Source organism: Acinetobacter sp. CY05, assembly GCF_059515805.1.
In genome coordinates, this window is sequence record NZ_JCAKMW010000010.1 from 1 (window position 1) to 21,670 (window position 21,670).

Annotated in this window: 24 protein-coding genes and 1 rRNA gene; 10 read left to right on the plus strand and 15 right to left on the minus strand. The window is 41.6% G+C overall.

Features of this window, described 5'->3' with window-relative positions:
* Positions 1-44: 44 nt before the first annotated feature.
* The 4 genes from AC5YCD_RS08560 to ftsY all read right to left on the minus strand — a co-directional run bounded on the left by AC5YCD_RS08560 (position 45) and on the right by ftsY (position 4,539).
* Positions 45-1,581 (minus strand): 16S ribosomal RNA (locus tag AC5YCD_RS08560).
* Between the two features lie 321 nt (positions 1,582-1,902).
* Complete coding sequence (locus AC5YCD_RS08565) at positions 1,903-2,493, minus strand: DUF2057 family protein (RefSeq protein ID WP_496129637.1); 591 nt, start codon at positions 2,491-2,493, stop codon at positions 1,903-1,905.
* Between the two features lie 97 nt (positions 2,494-2,590).
* A complete protein-coding gene (locus tag AC5YCD_RS08570; protein WP_496129638.1) occupies positions 2,591-3,184 on the minus strand; it encodes a nitroreductase family protein in 594 nt (197 codons plus the stop codon).
* Positions 3,185-3,444: 260 nt separating this feature from the next.
* The gene (ftsY, locus tag AC5YCD_RS08575; protein ID WP_496129639.1) at positions 3,445-4,539 is read right to left on the minus strand and encodes a signal recognition particle-docking protein FtsY; all 1,095 of its coding nucleotides are present in this window, start codon (positions 4,537-4,539) and stop codon (positions 3,445-3,447) included.
* Positions 4,540-4,733: 194 nt separating this feature from the next.
* On the opposite strand from ftsY, the gene AC5YCD_RS08580 reads away from it, so the two are divergent.
* Entirely contained in the window at positions 4,734-6,053 is a 1,320-nt protein-coding gene (locus AC5YCD_RS08580) for a M16 family metallopeptidase (protein WP_496129743.1), read from the plus strand.
* Position 6,054: 1 nt separating this feature from the next.
* Positions 6,055-7,509, plus strand: coding sequence for a M16 family metallopeptidase (locus tag AC5YCD_RS08585; RefSeq protein ID WP_496129640.1), 1,455 nt, complete (start codon positions 6,055-6,057; stop codon positions 7,507-7,509).
* Here AC5YCD_RS08585 and AC5YCD_RS08590 read toward each other — a convergent pair.
* Positions 7,506-7,817, minus strand: a complete 312-nt coding sequence (locus tag AC5YCD_RS08590) for a hypothetical protein (RefSeq protein WP_496129641.1) — start codon at positions 7,815-7,817, stop codon at positions 7,506-7,508. The two genes, AC5YCD_RS08585 and AC5YCD_RS08590, sit on opposite strands and share 4 nt — an antisense overlap.
* A gap of 55 nt (positions 7,818-7,872) precedes the next feature.
* Positions 7,873-8,235: a hypothetical protein gene (locus AC5YCD_RS08595; protein ID WP_496129642.1), complete on the minus strand. Its 363-nt coding sequence runs from the start codon at positions 8,233-8,235 to the stop codon at positions 7,873-7,875.
* Between the two features lie 225 nt (positions 8,236-8,460).
* Here AC5YCD_RS08595 and AC5YCD_RS08600 point away from each other — a divergent pair, with 225 nt between their 5' ends.
* The 3 genes from AC5YCD_RS08600 to AC5YCD_RS08610 all read left to right on the plus strand — a co-directional run bounded on the left by AC5YCD_RS08600 (position 8,461) and on the right by AC5YCD_RS08610 (position 9,741).
* Positions 8,461-8,694, plus strand: coding sequence for a hypothetical protein (locus AC5YCD_RS08600; RefSeq protein WP_496129643.1), 234 nt, complete (start codon positions 8,461-8,463; stop codon positions 8,692-8,694).
* A gap of 142 nt (positions 8,695-8,836) precedes the next feature.
* A complete protein-coding gene (locus tag AC5YCD_RS08605) occupies positions 8,837-9,202 on the plus strand; it encodes a DUF2750 domain-containing protein (RefSeq protein WP_496129644.1) in 366 nt (121 codons plus the stop codon).
* Between the two features lie 107 nt (positions 9,203-9,309).
* Complete coding sequence (locus tag AC5YCD_RS08610; protein WP_496129645.1) at positions 9,310-9,741, plus strand: CBS domain-containing protein; 432 nt, start codon at positions 9,310-9,312, stop codon at positions 9,739-9,741.
* 37 nt (positions 9,742-9,778) lie between these two features.
* Here the strand turns inward: AC5YCD_RS08610 and trpB are convergent, their stop codons facing one another.
* The 9 genes from trpB to AC5YCD_RS08655 all read right to left on the minus strand — a co-directional run bounded on the left by trpB (position 9,779) and on the right by AC5YCD_RS08655 (position 17,512).
* On the minus strand, positions 9,779-10,984 hold the full coding sequence (gene trpB / locus AC5YCD_RS08615) for a tryptophan synthase subunit beta (RefSeq protein WP_496129646.1): 1,206 nt from the start codon (positions 10,982-10,984) through the stop codon (positions 9,779-9,781).
* A gap of 23 nt (positions 10,985-11,007) precedes the next feature.
* Positions 11,008-12,195 (minus strand): vWA domain-containing protein, encoded by a 1,188-nt coding sequence (locus tag AC5YCD_RS08620; protein WP_496129647.1) that lies wholly within the window; start codon positions 12,193-12,195, stop codon positions 11,008-11,010.
* Positions 12,196-12,364: 169 nt separating this feature from the next.
* Positions 12,365-13,216, minus strand: a complete 852-nt coding sequence (locus AC5YCD_RS08625) for an AAA family ATPase (protein WP_496129648.1) — start codon at positions 13,214-13,216, stop codon at positions 12,365-12,367.
* Positions 13,217-13,236: 20 nt separating this feature from the next.
* Positions 13,237-13,605 (minus strand): hypothetical protein, encoded by a 369-nt coding sequence (locus tag AC5YCD_RS08630; protein WP_496129649.1) that lies wholly within the window; start codon positions 13,603-13,605, stop codon positions 13,237-13,239.
* A gap of 21 nt (positions 13,606-13,626) precedes the next feature.
* Positions 13,627-13,929 (minus strand): YcgL domain-containing protein, encoded by a 303-nt coding sequence (locus AC5YCD_RS08635; RefSeq protein WP_496129650.1) that lies wholly within the window; start codon positions 13,927-13,929, stop codon positions 13,627-13,629.
* Positions 13,930-14,054: 125 nt separating this feature from the next.
* The gene (locus tag AC5YCD_RS08640) at positions 14,055-15,185 is read right to left on the minus strand and encodes a ribonuclease D (RefSeq protein ID WP_496129651.1); all 1,131 of its coding nucleotides are present in this window, start codon (positions 15,183-15,185) and stop codon (positions 14,055-14,057) included.
* 175 nt (positions 15,186-15,360) lie between these two features.
* On the minus strand, positions 15,361-15,957 hold the full coding sequence (gene recR / locus AC5YCD_RS08645) for a recombination mediator RecR (RefSeq protein ID WP_496129652.1): 597 nt from the start codon (positions 15,955-15,957) through the stop codon (positions 15,361-15,363).
* Between the two features lie 12 nt (positions 15,958-15,969).
* Positions 15,970-16,299, minus strand: coding sequence for a YbaB/EbfC family nucleoid-associated protein (locus AC5YCD_RS08650; RefSeq protein WP_496129653.1), 330 nt, complete (start codon positions 16,297-16,299; stop codon positions 15,970-15,972).
* 25 nt (positions 16,300-16,324) lie between these two features.
* The gene (locus AC5YCD_RS08655) at positions 16,325-17,512 is read right to left on the minus strand and encodes an O-succinylhomoserine sulfhydrylase (RefSeq protein WP_496129654.1); all 1,188 of its coding nucleotides are present in this window, start codon (positions 17,510-17,512) and stop codon (positions 16,325-16,327) included.
* Positions 17,513-17,645: 133 nt separating this feature from the next.
* Between AC5YCD_RS08655 and AC5YCD_RS08660 the strand changes: the two genes are divergently transcribed.
* The 5 genes from AC5YCD_RS08660 (at position 17,646) to AC5YCD_RS08680 (ending at position 21,665) form a co-directional block, all read left to right on the plus strand.
* Positions 17,646-18,740 carry an alpha/beta fold hydrolase gene (locus AC5YCD_RS08660; RefSeq protein WP_496129655.1) on the plus strand — a complete coding sequence of 365 codons (1,095 nt, stop codon included), beginning with the start codon at positions 17,646-17,648 and terminating at the stop codon, positions 18,738-18,740.
* Between the two features lie 14 nt (positions 18,741-18,754).
* On the plus strand, positions 18,755-19,627 hold the full coding sequence (locus AC5YCD_RS08665) for an NAD(P)-dependent oxidoreductase (RefSeq protein ID WP_496129656.1): 873 nt from the start codon (positions 18,755-18,757) through the stop codon (positions 19,625-19,627).
* Between the two features lie 77 nt (positions 19,628-19,704).
* Positions 19,705-19,974 carry a YARHG domain-containing protein gene (locus tag AC5YCD_RS08670; protein ID WP_496129657.1) on the plus strand — a complete coding sequence of 90 codons (270 nt, stop codon included), beginning with the start codon at positions 19,705-19,707 and terminating at the stop codon, positions 19,972-19,974.
* A gap of 25 nt (positions 19,975-19,999) precedes the next feature.
* Complete coding sequence (locus AC5YCD_RS08675) at positions 20,000-20,413, plus strand: HIT family protein (RefSeq protein WP_496129658.1); 414 nt, start codon at positions 20,000-20,002, stop codon at positions 20,411-20,413.
* A gap of 172 nt (positions 20,414-20,585) precedes the next feature.
* Positions 20,586-21,665: a porin gene (locus AC5YCD_RS08680; RefSeq protein ID WP_496129659.1), complete on the plus strand. Its 1,080-nt coding sequence runs from the start codon at positions 20,586-20,588 to the stop codon at positions 21,663-21,665.
* Positions 21,666-21,670 lie beyond the last annotated feature (5 nt).

A 21,670-nucleotide genomic window follows, 5' to 3' on the forward strand; every position in this document is an offset into this window, starting at 1 on the left:
AAGAACAACTTGTTGTGGATTCTTACCGGTCGCCAATCTTTCGTTAAGGAGGTGATCCAGCCGCAGGTTCCCCTACGGCTACCTTGTTACGACTTCACCCCAGTCATCGGCCACACCGTGGTAAGCGTCCTCCTTACGGTTAGACTACCTACTTCTGGTGCAACAAACTCCCATGGTGTGACGGGCGGTGTGTACAAGGCCCGGGAACGTATTCACCGCGGCATTCTGATCCGCGATTACTAGCGATTCCGACTTCATGGAGTCGAGTTGCAGACTCCAATCCGGACTACGATCGGCTTTTTGAGATTAGCATCCTCTCGCGAGGTAGCAACCCTTTGTACCGACCATTGTAGCACGTGTGTAGCCCTGGTCGTAAGGGCCATGATGACTTGACGTCGTCCCCGCCTTCCTCCAGTTTGTCACTGGCAGTATCCTTAAAGTTCCCACCCGAAGTGCTGGCAAATAAGGAAAAGGGTTGCGCTCGTTGCGGGACTTAACCCAACATCTCACGACACGAGCTGACGACAGCCATGCAGCACCTGTATCAGAGTTCCCGAAGGCACCAATCCATCTCTGGAAAGTTCTCTGTATGTCAAGACCAGGTAAGGTTCTTCGCGTTGCATCGAATTAAACCACATGCTCCACCGCTTGTGCGGGCCCCCGTCAATTCATTTGAGTTTTAGTCTTGCGACCGTACTCCCCAGGCGGTCTACTTATCGCGTTAGCTGCGCCACTAAAGCCTCAAAGGCCCCAACGGCTAGTAGACATCGTTTACGGCATGGACTACCAGGGTATCTAATCCTGTTTGCTCCCCATGCTTTCGTACCTCAGCGTCAGTATTAGGCCAGATGGCTGCCTTCGCCATCGGTATTCCTCCAGATCTCTACGCATTTCACCGCTACACCTGGAATTCTACCATCCTCTCCCATACTCTAGCTTCCCAGTATCGAATGCAATTCCTAAGTTAAGCTCAGGGATTTCACATCCGACTTAAAAAGCCGCCTACGCACGCTTTACGCCCAGTAAATCCGATTAACGCTCGCACCCTCTGTATTACCGCGGCTGCTGGCACAGAGTTAGCCGGTGCTTATTCTGCGAGTAACGTCCACTATCCTAGAGTATTAATCTAAGTAGCCTCCTCCTCGCTTAAAGTGCTTTACAACCAAAAGGCCTTCTTCACACACGCGGCATGGCTGGATCAGGCTTTCGCCCATTGTCCAATATTCCCCACTGCTGCCTCCCGTAGGAGTCTGGGCCGTGTCTCAGTCCCAGTGTGGCGGATCATCCTCTCAGACCCGCTACAGATCGTCGCCTTGGTAGGCCTTTACCCCACCAACTAGCTAATCCGACTTAGGCTCATCCATTAACGCAAGGTCCGAAGATCCCCTGCTTTCCCCCGTAGGGCGTATGCGGTATTAGCAGTCGTTTCCAACTGTTGTCCCCCATTAATGGGCAGATTCCTAAGCATTACTCACCCGTCCGCCGCTGAATCCAGTAGCAAGCTACCTTCATCCGCTCGACTTGCATGTGTTAAGCCTGCCGCCAGCGTTCAATCTGAGCCATGATCAAACTCTTCAGTTTAAAATCAATAGTGCCTATAGGGCACCAATCTTGGCTCATCAATTACTGACAAAAAATTTGCTCAAATAAACTTCGAGAAATTCTTACCAATTATCAATGAAAATATATTCGATTGATCAACCAGTAAAAATCCACACAAGTTGTTCTTCATAATCTCTTAATGATTTTCTTGATTCTTCGTCAGAAGCAAGATCAAAGCAGAAACAATATTATCATTTCGTGTTTAGGCTGACCATTCTATATAAAATATTTTAAATAGCAAGCCCACTTATCAAAAAAATTAAAATAACACTATTAATGGCTAAAAATGACTTTCTAATTTTATTTTGCTTGCTCTGCAATCCAGTTCATAAACTTCTGACGCTCACTTATCGATGCTTGTTGCCATAGTCGGATCAATTGCTGATCAAGAGCATTTATATCTGAATTTTTAACCTGATTTAAAGATTCAGACTGGTTGATTGCAAAAGTATTGCTAACAAAGTTTAAAGATGGCTTTTTCGTGAATTGATCAGCAGCCTTTTGTAAAACTAATTGTTTATTGTCATCATATAATCCTACAACGGGTTGTTGTTTATATTGTTTAGCACTTTCAAAATCCTGAGGTGCATCAATGAGCTTTAAAACATAATTACCATCTTTAAGTTCTGGTGTCACAAAATTGAAGACTTGTGACTTTACAATATCATGTGAGTTGTCCGCATGTTGAAAGAATTCTTGATAGCGTAAGCTTATATCTTGACGACCGCTTGCCAATTGATACTGTTTTTTCTTATTCAATAGACCTTGGTTGAACTCCTGACCATTGACTGCAACTACTTTAATTTCCTCTGGCACAGTAATCGTGACAGCAGCTGAAAGGTAGGTACTACATAGCAAAGCCAAACCGGTCATTAATGTCTTTAATTTCATGATATAAAGCGCCAGAAAAACTAAAGCCTGCATAGTGCAGACTTTAAATGTCAGTTTTATGACAAATTTACTTTAAACAGATTTACATTGAGGCAAATTAATCAAAACGCTTAAAGCGTTGTGTATCTGCTATAAATTCTTTATCAGCTGCTGGTGTTTCAATAGAACCAAATACTAACTGGGCACGTAATTTCCATGTGGTCGGTATAGCAAAGGCATTGGCAACCTGTTGGTCGATAATTGGATTGTAATGTTGTAAAGAGGCGCCAATATTATGTTCTGCTAATGCAGTCCATACGGCAAATTGCGCAATGGCACTTGAATGCTCTGACCAAATTGGGAAATTCTCTGCATACAAAGCAAATTTCTGTTGTAATTCTTCCACTACCTGTTGATCTTCATAAAATAATACTGTGCCAAAGCCTGCGGCAAAAGCTTGGATTTTGGCTTGGGTATTTGGAAATGCCTCTGTAGGTACAATTTGACGCAATGTTTCAAGCACAATATTCCAAAATTTTTGATGAGACTCACCGTATAGCGTGACTACGCGCGAGGTTTGTGAATTAAATGAAGATGGACTTAAACGCACGCTTTCACGAATCAAGGCATCAATTTGGTCGACACTTTGACTCACATGAGTACCAATATGATAAATACTGCGACGTTTTTGCATATGTTGTAAAAATGACATTGTTGTTCTCAGCACAGTTTAAAACAGATCTTTATCCTAAAAGATCCATTTCTCTCTACCTAGAGTTTATTGCGTAACACAACGTTTCAGATTTAGAACATTAAGTGTGAAAACGAGATTTCTGTAAGCGACGTTGCAATTTAAACAAGCTTCAATTGCAAGATGAGTTTTAAATGGTTTCCACTAGGTTGATTTTTAATCGCTACTCTTGAATTAAAAAAGCCCCGCATGGTGCAGAGCTTTTCAATTCAAACCTAATCTTAATTTTTGTCAGTTTCAAATAATGCAGCAACAAATGATTTGGCTGAAAATGGACGTAAATCGTCAATTTTTTCACCCACACCAATGAAACGAATTGGCACATGGGTACGACTAGCAATGTTAAATAACACACCACCTTTTGCAGTTCCGTCTAATTTGGTAATGGTTAAACCTGTCAGACCCACCGCTTCATCAAACATTTCGACTTGGTTAATGGCATTTTGACCAGTACCTGCATCGACCACCAACATAATTTCATGCGGTGCTGTGGCATCAATTTTTTGCATGACACGTTTAACTTTAGTCAATTCTTGCATCAAGTGACCTTTGTTATGCAAACGACCTGCAGTATCAGCAATTAATACATCGACACCCTTAGCGCGTGCACTTTCAAAAGCATCAAAAATCACCGATGCTGAATCAGCACCATGCCCTTGTGCAACCACTTGAATGTTATTACGCTCACCCCAAATTTGTAGCTGCTCAGTGGCTGCCGCACGGAACGTATCCCCTGCTGCTAGCATAACTTTTTTACCTTCACCTTGTAAGCGTTTAGCCAATTTACCAATGGTTGTGGTTTTGCCCACACCATTTACACCCACCACTAAAATCACAAACGGATTTTTGTTGCTATCAATATGCAAAGGCTTAACACGTGGCGCCAATAAGGCCACTAATTCTTCTTGCAACGCTTTGTAAAGTGAATGTGAGTAAATCAAATCACCACGCGCGGTACGCTCAGTTAAATTGGCAATAATGGTTTTTGTTGCCTCTACACCAATATCGGCGACTAACAGTTGTTCTTCGACTTCTTCTAATAATTCATCATCGATCTCTTTACCGCCGATTAAAATATTCACCATACCATCGGCAAGGTTTTTACGGGTTTTGGTTAAACCCTCTTTCATACGGCTAAAGAAACCACCCGATGCTGCAGGTGCTTGTTCTGGAGTCACTTCAGGTGTGGCAACTGCTTGAGCGGGTTGAATGGCCACAATCGGTACATCTACCGCAGGTAAGCTCGGTAGCGTGACATCGTCATCCCCGATATCAGCATCAATCAAAAATTTATTTTGCAGATTTTGCTGTTGCATGCCGAATCCTTAAAAAGCATCGCGTTAAAAAACAAAGAGTCTAACATAGTTTAATTACAGAGAACATTGAGCACATACAACTGCAAACATGACTTGTGTTCAGTTGGCTTTTTTTCAACAATAGCCTAGCAATTTTTATTTAGGTCAACTCCGTGTCCTTTGTCCCATTCTCCTTTGGCACCTTTGTATATGCAATGCTGTGTCTCTATTCAGCAAGTACTCAAGCTGCTCAAGATCATCAAATATTACACACCAAGCTCAGCAATGGCTTAGAAGTGATTATTCAACCTGATCATCGTACCCCTATGGTGATGAGCCAAATTTGGTATAAGGTGGGTAGCAGCGATGAATCAGGCAATACTTTGGGCGTCTCACATGCACTTGAGCATATGATGTTTAAGGGCACCACTAAAGTTCCAAATGACGAATTTACTCGGTTAAGCCGAGTCTATGGCGGTTCAATTAACGCGGCGACTTTTACCAACTATACCAATTATTATCAGCTTTATCCTAAAGCTTATTTTCCCATGGCTTTAGAATTAGAAGCAGATCGTATGCAGAATTTAGTGCTGCGTCAGCAAGATTTCGACACTGAAATTAAAGTGGTCATGGAAGAGCGTCGCCAACGTACAGAAGATAATCCACGTAGTTTGGCTTTTGAACGTTTTAAATGGATTGCTTTGCCGACCAGTCATTATCGTCAGCCGATTATTGGTCACATGAAAACGCTCGAAAATTTAAAGCTACATGACTTAAAGCATTGGTATCAAACTTGGTATACCCCCAATAATGCAATTTTAGTAGTGGTCGGTGATATCGAACCTCAACAGGCCTTACAACAGATTAAAACCTATTTTGGTGCTATTCCTGCTAAAGCTGTACCACAGCGTAATGATGTGCGTGAATTTGATCGATTAGGCTATCGCTATATGCAGATGCAAAGTGATGTGCAAGTTGCAAACTTGTATATGACATGGAATGTAAAATCTTTAAGCACGGCGTCAAATCCACAAGACGCTTATGCTTTATATGTGTTACGCAATATTTTAGACAGCGGTATTTCATCACGTTTACAAAGTCGTTTAGTACGTGAACAAAAAATCTTAACTTCGGTTAGCGTGAGTTACGACTTATATAGCCGTGGTGATAGCTTATTTAGTATCACTGCCCTTCCTGCAACTGGAATCTCATTTGAACAAGCTGAAAACGCCATCCATAAAGAAATTGAGATTTTACAACATGAGCGTGTCAACTCGGCTGAAATGAAGCGCATTAGCCAACGTTTGGCCGCAAATTTAGTTTATAGCCAAGATGATATTACTCAACGTGCCAAAAGTATCGGTAATTTAGCGGTTAATGGTTTAGATTTTCGTTTAAATGAACAACTCCCGCATAAGCTTAAAACCGTTACTGCTGAGGATTTGCAACGTGTTTCTCGTGATTATTTGATTCGAGATAATTTAAGCGTTTTACATTTAGTTTCGAAAAATTTATTAAAAAATAAGGTGTCTTAAGATGAACTGTTTCCAATTATTAGGCACCTTATTTTGCTTAGGCTATTCTTGCATAACCTTGGCTGAGGTTCGTATTTATGAGGATCATGCGATTCGTATAGAGCAATTGCAATCCATTCAAAACCTAACCAGTCTTCAAAATATACGTTTAGTTGAGGATCAACTACCAAAAGTACAGGCTTTAAAGACCCTAATTCCCACATTTTTCGTTGAAAGCCCAAGCCTCGCAATGGTGGATGTACAAATAAACTTTAATGCTGGCAGTGCGCGTGACCATGAAATTATGGCTGGTTTGACTGGACTCGCCCATAGCACGGCGCGACTCATGCACGAAGGTACACCGCAATACAGTGCTGAGCAATTAGCAATAGCCTTTGAGGATCTAGGAGCACAAGTCAGCTTTAGCGTCTCACGCGATGTGTTTACTGTTAAGTTACGTAGCCTCAGTAATCCAGAAACCTTAAATCAGGCGATTGAACTGGTGTTACATGTCATCAATCAAGCCACGTTTGAAAAAGACGGTTTAAGTCGAATGGTAGATAATCATAAGGTTGGTCAAAAGCAGCTACAGGAAAATCCAAGTCGCCTCCTAGGCATCGCGTTTAATCGTGCTCTATATGCTCAGCACCCTTATGCAGAGCCGATTACAGGAACAGTGGGCAGTTTACAAAAAATTAGTCCAACATCTATGCATGCCTTTCGTAACAAGTTCTTAGTGGCCAACAATGCAAATCTTGCGATTACAGGCCAACTAAGCACTCAGCAAGCCACAGCTTTAGCCGATAAAATTGCACGGGCGTTACGGACTGGGCAAAAAGCAGCACCCTTAGCCACTGCCCCTTTGCAATCATCCATTCGCATTCAACATTTACCTTCTTCTTCAACGCAAGCACATGTAATTATGGGACACCTTGCTACGACACGGCATGACCCAGACCGTTTGGCCCTACAGATTGCAAATCGTATGCTAGGCAGTGGCGGGTTTAATTCCATCTTAATGCAAGAACTGCGCGTAAAACGTGGTTATACCTATGGCGCTAGTAGTCAATTTTCGTTTAGTCAAACAACAGGGAGCTTTAGTTTAAGTTATTCAACCCGTGAAGATCAGCTGATGGACAGTATTTTAATTGCATATAAAGTATTGGTTGACTTTGTACGCAAGCCCATTGACCCACAACAACTTGCAGATACCAAAGCAGGTATGTTATTAGCTTTCCCACGCAGCTTGGCCAGTAATGCCGACATCAACAGCCAATTGGCTGCTTTAGGTTTTCATGGTGAATCGAAGGACTATTTACAACACTACCGTCTTGCCTTAGAGAAGATTGACGCCAAACAGGTTCAAGATGCCATACAGCGCTGGATTCATCCCGATCGCTTAACAGTCATGGTTGCCGCACCTAGTTTAGACAAAAAAGCACTGCAACGCGGGTTAGAAGCCAATCTCAAGCCTTAGTCCAGCTGTAGTGCAGGCAATTGATTGGCTTGCCGCTGTTCATCCTGTTGGGCATGCATAATTTTAAGGTATTGCCCATACGAGATGTACTCATAGTCACGTAATACCCTTAAGGCTACAGATTGAGTGTTGGGATATTCTTGTTGGCGCGCTAACTGCTGTAATTGTTGCAGTTGTTGCGCCCCTACAGGATGTTGCAAACTACGATAGGCAATCAGCACAATAGCAAGCACTAAAAACAACACTGCAACATGATAAAATTGTTGCAGTGTAATAGGTAGATGAAATGATTTTGAATACAACGGCATAAATGTCCTCGAATTGCCAAGTAGTGTAAAACGCGGCAATCAGAAGTACAAGCGATTAGCTCACCATATTACGCACCACACCAAAATATAAAATTAAGGCAATAATGGCCAGCACTACAGCGATTGCAAAGACACTCACTCCTCCTTCAGCATCAGCAGGATGCAGCTGGTCTTCATCAGCAATGCGTTCAAGTTCACCATTATAAGTATTATAAAAATCTAAGCGCTGCTCAGGACTCAGCTCACGGGTAAAATCATAGACACGTTTACGCTGGGCTAGGCAAAAATCACCTAAATGAATTTCATGGTGGAAGATCGCCTCTTCCAAATTTAAGCGATGCTGACGAGCTAAAGCAATGATTTGCTCATGGCTAGGTGGCAGATCCATATTAAATCCATCTAAAGTACGAGTGCTCATGCTTTTCTCCTTGTTTTTGTTTATTTATTCATCCATTATATTAATCAATAATAAAAAAGATCATTGTTTAATCATGTAATCTTGAATTATGTGAAAATTACCTCATATAAACATTGACACAAGTAGGTAGTTTGTAATATTAGTTTAATATGTTTAGTTTAAACTAAATTAAAGACTGCCTTAACAGTCTGATAATTTGATCATAATTACAATAAGGAGTTTTCTATGAATCAGCCTATCTCTCAACATGATTTAGAACATGTCTATGCCAATGCGGTCAATACCATTCAATCGCAAATGAATTTCTCTGATGCAGTTAAAGAATTGGAACAAGCAGCACGCGCAGGTCATGGTAAAGCGGCATTATTTTTAGCTGAATTGTATTACCAAGGTTTCCGTGTAGAACGCGACTCTTTAAAAGCACAATATTGGCAAAACATGGCCACCATGCAAGCATGAAAAAACGTCACCTAGGTGGCGTTTTTTTACATCTATTGATTTTATAGACATATTTAATTACGATTTTTCGCAAAGCTTACACTGATCTTTCACATGATCTTTTTACAATAAGCCTATCTCTTTCGTTTAGCTCGATACCTTTATGCACTTACTACAACCTGTGACTCAAGATTTGTTTTTAAAAGTCACCATTTTAAAATCGATGATGTATTGCGGTGTGCTGTGGGGCCTTTATCATCAAGGCTGGGCAATGAGCCAAGATCACGAAGACTTTATTTTTCCATTTTGGTTAAATGCCCAACATGCCGAGCGTTATGCGCAAAAACATTGGCCACAATATAAAGCGCGCAAAATTACCTCAGAAAATTTTAATAGCGCCTTATTGCCGACCCTACAGCGTTTAAATGTACGTCCTACCCTGTATCGTAGTGATCGTCATCGCCTTAAACTGAGTGCTGCGCAAATGCAAAGCTGGTTTTTTCAAGATTTAAGCTTAAAAACGGTGTAAAAATATCACTTAAGCTGTTATATATAAATAAAGACGTTGGATTTTGTGCATGTTTTTGCCCTAACACGTCTTACACTTCACAACAACAATAAGGACCCGAATTTAAGATGACGACAGTTGCTCAAGTACTTGAAAGTAAAGATGATCATGTCTATACCATTGCACCTAACGCCAGCGTACGCAGTGCTATTAAGTTAATGGCAGAAAAGAACATTGGTGCTTTGATCGTGACCGATGAAAATAAGAAAGTGATAGGGATTATTTCAGAGCGCGACTATACCCATAAAGTGGTATTAAAAAATCGTTCATCGCTTACCACCAATGTTGATCAGATTATGACCAGCAATGTTCTTACCGTGACGCTGAACATGAAAGTAGAACAATGCTTACAAATCATGACTGATGGGCATTTACGTCATTTACCTGTGGTCGAAAATGAACAATTATTGGGCATGGTTGCCATTGGCGATTTAGTTAAAGCCGCGATGGAAGATCAACGTGTTTTAATTGAACAGTTGCAGCATTATATTTCAGGTTAAAAAAAGCCGCTCAAATGAGCGGCTTTTTTTAACGCGATTATAAGCCGAGTTTTGCAGCCACATAATCAGCATCTTTATCACCACGACCTGATACCGTGACAACAATTTTAGTCTCTGGACTTAACTTTGGTGCTTCACGCATGGCCCATGCCACGGCGTGGGCACTTTCTAAAGCAGGTACAATTCCTTCTACACGAGATAAAGTCATAAAGGCATCTAAACACTCTTGGTCGGTCGCCGAAGTATACTGCACACGACCTAAATCTTTGAGTAAGCTATGCTGTGGCCCAACGCCTGGATAATCCAAACCCGATGCAATCGAATGCACAGGTAAAGGCTCACCATGTTCATCTTCTAACACATAGCATGCCATTCCATGGATCTGACTAGGTCGACCTAGGGTTAAAGTTGCTGAATGCATCATAGTGTCTAAACCATGACCTGCAGGCTCTACACCCACCAACTTAACCTCAGGATCATTTAAAAATGCACTAAATGAACCTACAGCATTCGATCCACCACCAACACACGCCACGACATAGTCAGGATTAACCCCAAAACGATCTTGGCTTTGAATTTTAATTTCATCTCCAATGATGGCTTGGAAATCACGCACCATTTTAGGAAATGGATGCGGCCCAACTACAGAACCAATCGCATAGATAAAGTTTTTTGGGTCTTTTAAATATTCTTCAAAAGCACTATCTACTGCATCTTTTAAGGTGGCTGTACCGCGGGTTACTGAAATGAGGTGAGCACCTAAAATCTTCATTTTAACGACATTAGGATGTTCTTTTTCAATATCCACCTGCCCCATATGAATTTCACATGGAATCCCGACTAGCGCACAGGCCGTGGCCAAAGCAACGCCGTGTTGACCTGCGCCTGTTTCTGCAATGACTTTGGTTTTACCCATATATTTAGCAAGTAAAGCCTCACCTAAACAATGGTTAATTTTATGCGCACCGGTGTGGTTTAAATCTTCGCGCTTTAAATAGATTTGCGCACCACCAAGCTGTGTAGATAAACGCTTGGCATAAAATAACGGACTAGGACGACCTACATAATGGGCAAATAATTCTTTGAGTTCATGTTGAAAGGCATCACTATGACGGATTTCTTCATAAGCGATATTAATTTCATCCATAGCTGCTTTGAGATCATCTGATATAAATTGACCACCATAGTGACCAAAGAAGCCGTCTTCATCGGGTAAAGCAATGCCGTTGATGTGATGTTGCATAAAAGTTCTCTAAGTAGATTACGCTAGCGAGCTAAGTAACGTGTCATATCTTCAATGCCATTTAAGGTCATTGGATACATATGATCAGCAAAAATGTGTTTGATCAGTCCGATCGTATGGGTGTATTGCCAATATTCCTGTGCCTCAGGGTTGAGCCATGCGGTTTTGTCAAAATGCTGTTGTAAACGCTGTAACCAGACTTGTCCAGCCTCATCGTTCATATATTCTACAGAACCACCAATAGACGTGACCTCATAGGGTGCCATACTGGCATCTCCAACTACAATCACACGGTAGTCCCGTCCATAGGTATTAAATAGGTCGATGGTATTGATTCGGGTTGTAGAACGACGGATATTGTCCTTCCAGACATAATCATATAAACAGTTATGGAAATAAAAATATTCTAAACTCTTAAATTCAGTCTTCGCCGCGCTAAATAATTTTTCACATTGACTAACATGTGCATCCATTGACCCGCCGACATCAAACAGCATTAATACTTTGACCCGATTACGCCGCTCAGGCATCAGCTGTACATCCAACATACCTTGTTTGGCTGTAGCTTGAATAGTGCCATCAATGTCAAGTTCTTCTGCTGCACCTTGGCGAGCAAATTTACGCAAACGACGCAGGGCCATCTGCATTTGGCGACTACCAAGCAATTGATCATCGTCTAGATTACGGTATTGCCGCTTCTCCCACACCTTCACCGCTGAGCGTTTGCGACTTGGGCCACCAATCCGCACCCCCTCAGGATGATCACCATAAGCACCAAAGGGTGATGTCCCCCCTGTACCTATCATTTTATTGCCACCCTGATGTTTTTTATGCTGCTCACGTAAACGCTGTTCCAGCATTTTCATCAACTCCTCTAAAGAGCCAGCTTTTTGTAGTTGCTCACGCTGTTCAGCGGTCAGATTTTTTTCTAATAATTCTAAATCCAGCCAACTTTTAGGGATTTTATGAACTTGCTCGAGCAATTGATCGAGATCAACACTGGCAATGCCTTGAAAATAGTCTTGCATCGCACGGTCAAATTTATCAAAGAAGCGCTCATCTTTGACCATTACAGTACGAGTGAGCTGATAAAATTGTTCTTGATCTGCAAATATTAAACCTGACGCCACGGCGTGATTGATATCAATGAGCTCACGCGTAGAGACAGGAATGCCGTATTTGCGTAAAGTGTAAAACAAGCGCACAAACATAAACCCATCCCATTTAATTAAAACTAAATTTGGGCCACATCCTGATTAGCCCTTTGCTTCATCTTATGACTGCAGCAAGCGATATGCAATATGTTGCAATCTCAGAAGATTTGAACATACTGATAAAATAAAAACCGGATATACCGGCTATTATTTCAAAACATATGGTTTAACGACGTGGCATAAACGCCAAACGTTCAAGCAACTGTACGTCTTGCTCATTTTTCAGCAATGCACCATATAAAGGTGGAATCGCTTTACTTTGATCATGCTTGCTTAACAGATCTGCTGGCATATCATCGGCCATGAGCAGACTTAACCAATCAATGAGTTCAGAAGTAGAAGGCGGTTTTTTTAAGCCTGGCATTTGACGCAGTTTAAAGAATACTTGCAATGCGTCATTCACCAATTGTGCAGAAATTTTGGGGAAATGCACCTCAATGATTTGACGCATGGTCGCTTCATCAGGGAAATCAATATAATGAAAGAAACAACGACGCAAAAAGGCATCTGGCAATTCTTTTTCGTTATTTGAAGTAATAATGACGATTGGACGTTGCTTGGCACAAATGGTTTCACCGGTTTCATACACAAAAAACGACATTTTATCGAGTTCATGTAAAAGGTCATTTGGAAATTCGATGTCAGCTTTATCAATCTCATCAATTAATAATACACAGCGTTCATCACGTTCAAATGCCTGCCACAATTTACCCGGTTTAATATAGTTTTTAATCTCATAAACACGATCATCGCCTAACTGGCTATCACGTAAACGTGACACGGCGTCATATTCATATAAGCCTTGCTGCGCTTTAGTGGTTGATTTAATGTGCCAAGTTAACAATGGCAAACCTAGACTGTGTGCCACTTGTTCTGCCAATAAGGTTTTACCGGTTCCCGGTTCACCTTTAATCAGTAAAGGCTTTTGCAATTGACGTGCCGCTTTAACAGCGAGCTTAAGACTCTCGGTGGCAATATAACTGTCGCTACCATTAAATTGTGTCTGATCCGCGCCCATAGTTCATCCCTGTCTGCTTATTATAATGGAGAATCTTTGTGTTGTTGGGCCTTATTGGCACTATACGTTGACCAACAATAGCCTAAAATCGCACCCACCCCTGTGACCAGCAAAATACTGGCTAAATTAGCCCATACCAAAGGCATATCTTTCGTGAGTACACCAAAGATTAAAGCAAAAATAGCAGGTGCAAGTGCTGCATTGCTGCCTTCTGACACAGTAGGAGTGAGTAAAATGGCAAAACCTAGAATCCAAGTCATGCCACCTAAAAGTTTAGGTAGGCGTTTGGCAATTTCATACCAGCACCATAAGATAATGGCACTTCCGCCTAAATAAACCGTGATCGCAATCAGGTCTTCAGGAATGGCCTCCAAAAATGTCAAATCCATCTCTTCTCTCCTGATTGATGCTTATGCGCCGCGTAAACCTTCTGGTTCCACTGCATTTGGGTTAATTAAACCTTCAGGCGGCATTTGTAAAAAGAAACCTTGCGTTTGAAGTGAGTCCATCACATGCAATACATTGACACGTGCCAATTTGCGTTCTGCGTGTAATTCTAAATCCATAACAAAGCTTGCACGACCAAATGCACCGCGTACTGCTTCAGGTAAGACCAACAGCGGATCAAAGCCTTCAGCTTCATTTTCATTTGGACGAACCACGTATAAATACATTTCGTCTTTTTTGCTCGATTTATAAATAGAACAGTACATATTAGAACTCATAAAACAACTGTGAACAGCATACAATAAAAAAAAGACAGATACCGCAGCTTTTGCTTGATCTGTCTTTTTATAATACTGAAATATTAATGCTTTCAGTCCATAAATGTAAAGTTTTACGCCAAATCACCCGACTGGTAAGCCAGATCTTGGCAAAATGCATCAAGCAATGGCCGGGTAAGAAGCTGATAACGCCAACCCAATAGATATGGGGGCAAACTTGCTTCACTGGATTGAAATAATACATGCTGATGCAGTGCATTCATCCATTTTTTACGCATCAAGACTTCTTTCGGAATACCTGTTTCTGCCACGGCGTTCGCTAAAATCTGCTCAATTTTCTCGCTCAGCTGCTGTGAAGCACGCAGTGGACGCGGTAAACGCTCAGGCCACACATCTGGCTCAGGTAAATCTTTCAATAAGGTCAAAATGGTTTTGCCATATTCACGCACAATATTGGGTCGCACGTCTTTGACAGCGGCCAATAAAAATGGATTACGCGGATTTTTCTCAACCAAATCCATCAAACTAGAATTTTTAAGAATAAAGCTTTTGGGAATATTTAAGGCTTTGGCAAGTTCATCACGCCACATTGCTAAACGCTGCAACTGCATGAGTTGACGGCGAGAATGTCGATAATTACCGACATCCTGATACAGTAAGTCAGGCTGAGTCTGTTGACCAATTTCATAGGTTAAATGACGACAATCTTCTAATACCCACTCCAGCATACCTTTAGCACGTAGCTCAGCCTGAATCTTTTCAGACAATTGCATAATGTACAGCACATCATTGGCAGCATAATTGAGCTGCTCCTGACTTAAAGGACGCGCCAACCAATCCGAACGGGTCTGATCTTTATCAATCTCAATATGAAGTAAATTTTTCAGCGCGTTTTGATAACTCACCTGCAGGCCATAACCTAAAAAAGATAAAGCCACTTGGGTATCAAAGACATTATCGAGATGATTTTGCTGTGCATAATGATAGATCAGATCAATGTCTTCACCACAGGCATGGAAAATATTTTGCTTAGCAGCAAATATTTTCTGCCAAAAGGCGCTTAAATCTAATGTAGTTCCATCGAGTAAATAGACTTGATTGGCAACATTAATTTGAAAAACACCAAGTTTTGGCCATAGGGTGTCCACCTTAATAAATTCGGTATCTAAACCGTAAGTCGAACACTGTCCCATCTGCCCTAAAATTGGCTCCAAGTCTTTTTGCTGTTGAATAAACTGAAACATATCTTAGATTATCATTGGATACCTTTTTAACCCGATTATTTTAGCCTTATCTATATAATTTAGATATAAAAAAATGCTGTAGAGTGTGTTTTATTTCACATTTTATTAAAATTTTCTCGGAGATATACAAAGATAGTTATATTTTTTTTATATAAAAGCAAAAACGCATAAAAAATTATTTCATGCGCATTCGATTATGCACGGCTTGGCTCAAAGTATGACTATCCACGTACTCAAGTTCCCCACCCTGCGGCACACCTTGGGCAATACGTGTCATGGTCAGCGGTAGATGCTTACTGGCTTCTAAAAGGTAGTGTGCGGTAGCTTGTCCTTCCACTGTAGCATTGGTCGCTAAGATCACTTCTTTAATTTCACCTTGGCTCAAGCGCTGCAATAAATAGGGAATCCCGATTTCTTCAGGACCAATGCCATCAAGTGGTGATAAATGTCCACCTAAAACATGGTACTTACCACGAAAACTCCCACTTTGCTCAATCGCCATCACATCCGCGGGTGATTCCACCACACAGAGTACTTCACCATCACGATCATGTGCTGCACAAATATCACAGACATTGTCTTCGGTCAAAGAATGACAAAGACTGCATGCATGCAAACGATTGCCTGCTTCAGTTAAAGCCTGCGCCAGTTGATAGGCACCTTCACGGTTTTTTAACATTAGGTGTAATGCCATGCGCTGGGCCGATTTTGGCCCAACGCTAGGTAGAACACGTAATGCTTGGACCAGTTGATCAAAACGATCACTAAACATTACGTTAATTCCTTAGAACATGCCAGCAAGACCAGGGGGTAAACCCATGCCTTGGTTGGCAGCTTTCATGGTTTCTTCAGAAATGGCTTCCGCTTGACGCGCAGCATCATTCATTGCCGCGGCAATTAAATCTTCAATCATATCGGCATCATCTTGCAATAATTCAGGATCAATTTGGATACGTTTTACCACATGACGGCAAGTCATGGTCACTTTGACTAAACCACCACCTGCTTCGGCATGGACTTCAGTTTGTGCAAGCTGTTCTTTAGCCTTTTTAACATTGGCTTCCATGTCTTTTTGCATGCGCTGTGCTTGCTGCATCAACATATTAATGTTCATAAAAATCTCCGAAAAAACGTAATAATTAGATCAGATCTAATCCGCGAGAAAGATCGCGAATAATATCATTAATATCTTCTAAACCAACAGAAACACGGATCAAACCTTCACGAATACCCGCTGCAGCTTTGGCTTCTGCTGATAATTTGCCATGTGTGGTGGTTGCTGGATGGGTAATGGTTGATTTTGCATCACCCAAGTTACCGGTAATGGAAATAAATTGGGTATTGTCAATGACTTTCCAAGCGCCTTCACGTTCGCCTTTGACTTCAAATGAGACAATACCACCAAAACCTGTTTGTTGTTTAGCTGCTAATTCATGGCCTACATGTGCCGGCAGACCTGCATAGTAGACTTTTTCAACTTTATCATGCGCATCTAAAAATTCTGCTAATTTTTGTGCACTGGCTGAATGTTCACGCATACGTAAACGTAATGTTTCTAAACCTTTTAGGAATACCCATGCATTAAATGGGCTCATAGAAGGACCTGTGGTACGCACATAACCAAACACGTCTTCAAGTAAGGCATGGTTACCCACCACCGCACCACCTAAAGCTCGGCCTTGACCATCTAAGTATTTGGTTGCAGAGTAAACCACTAAATCTGCACCAAATTTCAACGGCTGCTGTAATACCGGCGTACAGAAGCTGTTGTCAATGGCAAGTAAAGCACCATGTGCATGGGCAAGGTCCGCTAAAGCTTGAATATCAGCCACTTCAGCCAGTGGATTAGAAGGTGATTCAACAAATAATAGTTTAGTGGTGGGTTGAATGGCATTTTTCCATGCGTCTAGATCGGTTAAATCTACAAAATCAACACGAACACCAAACTTCGCCACATATTTTTCAAACATTGCTACAGTCGAACCAAACACGGCGCGTGAACAAATCACATGATCGCCTTGTTTTAAATACGACATCGCCACAGCCATAATCGCAGCCATACCTGAACTGGTGGCAACTGCGCGTTCTGCACCTTCTAGAGCGGCAAGACGTTTTTCAAACATTGCCACCGTAGGGTTGGTAAAGCGCGAATAAATGTTACCTGGTTCTTGACCTGAAAATTTGGCCGCAGCTTCTGCAGCATTGGCATACACAAAAGATGAAGTTAGGAAAATTGGCTCGCCGTGTTCACCCTCAAAGCTACGTGTATGACCGGTACGTAGTGCCAAAGTATCTAATTGGTATTCAAGATCGTCGTATTGACTCATTATATTTTCAGTCTATGACTGCCTGTGTGAAGAATTGCCAACATTTTGAGCGCCTAATATCTTCTCGGTCAAGGTAAAATATACAATGATCGTTTAGACTTCGTCCAAATCTACTGCTAAAGATGTGCTATTTATGAGAAAATTAGGGAAAATCAACCTGAAAAATCAAACAGATAAATTGAAAAATCTATCCACACGGGTGTTTCGCAGTACCTCGCTTGTGGTCTCGCAAAGCACGCCCTATCAGGTGATTTTTGAATACGAACACGCCAAAGTACGTCACTATCCTGCGGTAGAACGTAAATTTTTAGAACCTTTGGTGTTTATTCCACCGCTTGCAGTCACTGTTTCCATTTACGACCTATACCCTTATCGCTCTTTAGTGAATTATTTCCAACAGCAAGGCTTTGAAGTGTATTTGCTCGATTGGGGACGTCTTAATTATAGCCATCATCAGCTCAATTTTATGAGCTTTTTAGACAACACCATTCCAGAGTGCTTAAGCCATATTCGTGAACATGCCAACAGTGCAGAGTTATCTTTACATGGTTGGAGTATGGGCGGCTTATTTGCCACACTCTACACGGCGCATAGCCACTCCAAACAGATTAAAAACTTAATTACCCTAGGTGCGCCGATTGATACCTTTCTAACCGGCTGGCATGGTCAACTGCTTAAACACACTCAAAAAGTGTTGCACCGCTATCCACGCGTGGCAGAGGCCCTATACCAAGGCAAACTCCCTAAGAAAATGATTCAAACACCCGGAAAACTCAATGCTTTGGTATTTAAACTACTTGACCCTAAAGGCTGGCTGAATGGTCATAAACGCTTTTTGCAAAATTTAGATGACCCACAAATTGTGCAAGAACATGCCACCATGGGCGCTTATTTAAATGACATGATTGATTACCCTGGTGGAATTAACCAAGATATGATGCTCAATATTTGGCTGCAAAACCCACTCAAAAACGGTCATATTCACTTAAACAATAAACTTATCGATTTAAAAAATATTCACTGCAATCTCTTGGTGGGCGCGGGTTTGCGCGATCAATTGGTCTCCGCCAAAGCGGTTGCGCCTTTATGCGAATTGACAAGCAGCACAGATGTCACGTTTACTCTCATTCCGGGTGGACATATGGGTATTATGTCTAACCAAAATACAGCCAAGGAATTTTGGCCACAGATGGCGGCTTGGCTGACACAACGTTCGACACAGATCTAAAAAAGGGTATTCGCATGATTCAATCCGTTGCATTCATTGGTTTAGGGGCAATGGGCTACCGTATGGCAGCACACTTAGTCAAAAAATTTGATCAGGTGTGGGTGTGGAACCGTAACTTTTCCAAAGCCGAACAACATGCGGCTGAATATGGCTCACAGGCGGTTGAATTAAGCCAAGCTGTACAAGCCGATGTAATTTTTTCATGCCTCCCGACCAGTCAAGATGTGATACACCTGCTAGATAGCGTGAGCTTAAGGTCAGGTTCAATTTGGGTGGACTGTACCAGTGGAGTACCTGACAGCGCGCGCCTGTTGCACCAACGTTTAAAAGCCCAAGGCATCGGTTTTTTAGATGCCCCTGTATCTGGTCAAACTATTGGTGCTGAGAAAGGCACACTAACCGTGATGATTGGCGGTGATAGACAAGACTTTGAGCGGGCCCTACCTGCGATTGAATGTTTTGGTGAACTGATTCAACATGTGGGTGAGTCAGGCGCGGGATTTGCAGTCAAAGCCGTAAACAACATGCTGATGGCCGTAAACCTATGTGCTGCTTTAGAAGGTTTTAGTACCTTAAAAGCGCATGGGGTAGACCTAAACGGCGCTTTAGCTTGTATTAACGCTTCAAGTGGTAAAAGTGGTGTTACCGAAAGTGTACTACCGCAACGGGTGCTTAATCGCGAATTTCCACTCACATTTGCTCTCCCTTTGTTGGCAAAAGACACAGGCATTGCCTTAGACTTAGTGCGTCAGGCTCAGCTTTCAGCGCCCATCACTGCCCAAACACAAAGTCTCGTTCAAGCAGCGAGTAATCAAACCAACAGTTCAAGTGACTTTTCCACTCTGGCTCACCTGTATGAAACTTGGAATAAAATTACAATCGAGTAAGCTTTAGTCATTGTGTTTTAAAGCCAGTGCCCCAATATTAGAGTTATACATCATTTAATTCATGAAGGAATATCAACATGATGAAATTCACCATTGCAGCGATCGCAAGTTTTATGACTCTGTTGGCTGCAACGCATGCCAATGCGAATGAGCAACAATGCCAAAAGCTGCAAGATGATCATGATGTGATTTATGCTTCTAAAGGGTTTTGCTTTAAGGACCCTGCCAAACAAGCACGCTTTGATGGTAAAAACTGTAATTTAAATAAAGAGCCGAAGTTCTCAGAAAAAGAGCAACAACGTCTTGACCAAATTAAGCAAAAACAGAAAGAATTGAACTGTAAATAATTACAGCAATCTTTAAGGAACAATCATGGCTTACGATGATCAAAATATTTTTGCCCGCATTTTACGTGGTGAATTACCTGCAATTAAAGTCTATGAAGATGATCAAGTCTTGGCATTTATGGATATTATGCCCCAAGCAGAAGGTCATACTTTGGTAATTCCAAAGTGCCCTGCTGTCACCTTATTAGACTTAGATCCTGAAGTTGCAGCCTATACCATTCAAATCGTGCAAAAAGTTGCCAAAGCCATCGAAAAAGCCTTAGATGCCAAAGGTATAGTGTTAATGCAACTCTCTGGTGCTTCTGCTGGTCAAACTGTGCCCCATGTGCATTTCCACCTCATTCCAAGTTCAATTCATGAGTTGGGTAAACATGGCGCTGTTATGGGTGATCAAGTTCAAATTCAGGCTTTAGCTGACAAAATTAAAGCAGCACTTTAACTGTAAATAAAAAATGGAGCGTGTCCGCTCCATTTTTTTTGTGCCTATTTTTGTGAATCGTCATCAAATTGCAATCATTTGTTCATCGAATTGTCTTATTTTTTGACAATACTGAGCCCCAATAAAGCGCAGTAAATATTCCTTACTGCTCAGTTCTTTACTGGAGCAAACAATGAACAAAACACTTTGTGCACTGGCAATTGGGGCAACACTTTTTACACCAGCCTTAGCAATGGCAGCTGATATTAAAATTTATGGTCGTGCACACGTTTCTTTAGATTATCTTGACGATGGTAAAGACTATAACGAAGTAGGCTTATCTTCAAATTCATCACGTTTAGGTTTTAAAGTTGAACACAAAGTCAATGAAGATTTAAGTGCCTTTGCTCAGATCGAACAACAAATTAACTTTGCCAGTGGTTCAGAAGACTCTAAAGATTCTGTTGATTTCTCAACACGTGATACCTTTGTTGGCTTAAAAGGTAATTTTGGTCAAGTTAAAGTCGGTCGTTTTGACTCACCATTTAAAGCAGCGCGTAATCCTGTCAACTATTTTGGTGACCAAGTCGGTGATTTACGTAACGTTACCCGTGCTTATAATCACCGTTTTGATGAGCGTAATCCAAACACGATTGAATACCAATCACCAAAATTTGCGGGTGGTTTTACTGCCAAAGCTGCATTGTCTTTACATAATGGCACCATGATTGCTGATGAGACAATCGAAGATAATAACGAAAAATCCAAAGCCTATGACTTAGGCTTAAACTATAAAGCTGAAAAATTTGATTTTGCTGCAGCCTATGAGCATTATGAAGAAGATGTCAGCCAAGGTGAGCGTGATGGTGTACGACTTGCAGCAAGTTATAAACTTACACCAACTTTAAATGTTGGCGGTTTATACCAATTTACTACTCATGACAATGATGTGGGTGTCAATGCTGATGCACATGTATTAGGGGTCGCTGCAGATTATAAATTTGCACCAAAAACTTCATTACGTGGTCAAGTGTTCCACCGTGAAGTGGATAGCGATGATAGCAACTCAACCCTACTTGCTTTAGGTCTAGAACATCGCTTTGACAGCCAGTTACGTATGTATGGCAACGTTGCTGCAGTTATGAACGATGACAACGCTAACTTAACGCCGTGGTCTCAAGCACGTAGTAACAAACCAAGTAAAGATCAAGGTGTGAATGCTGCAGGCGAAACAGCATTAGGTTTATCGGTCGGTATGCGTTACGACTTCTAAGCCTT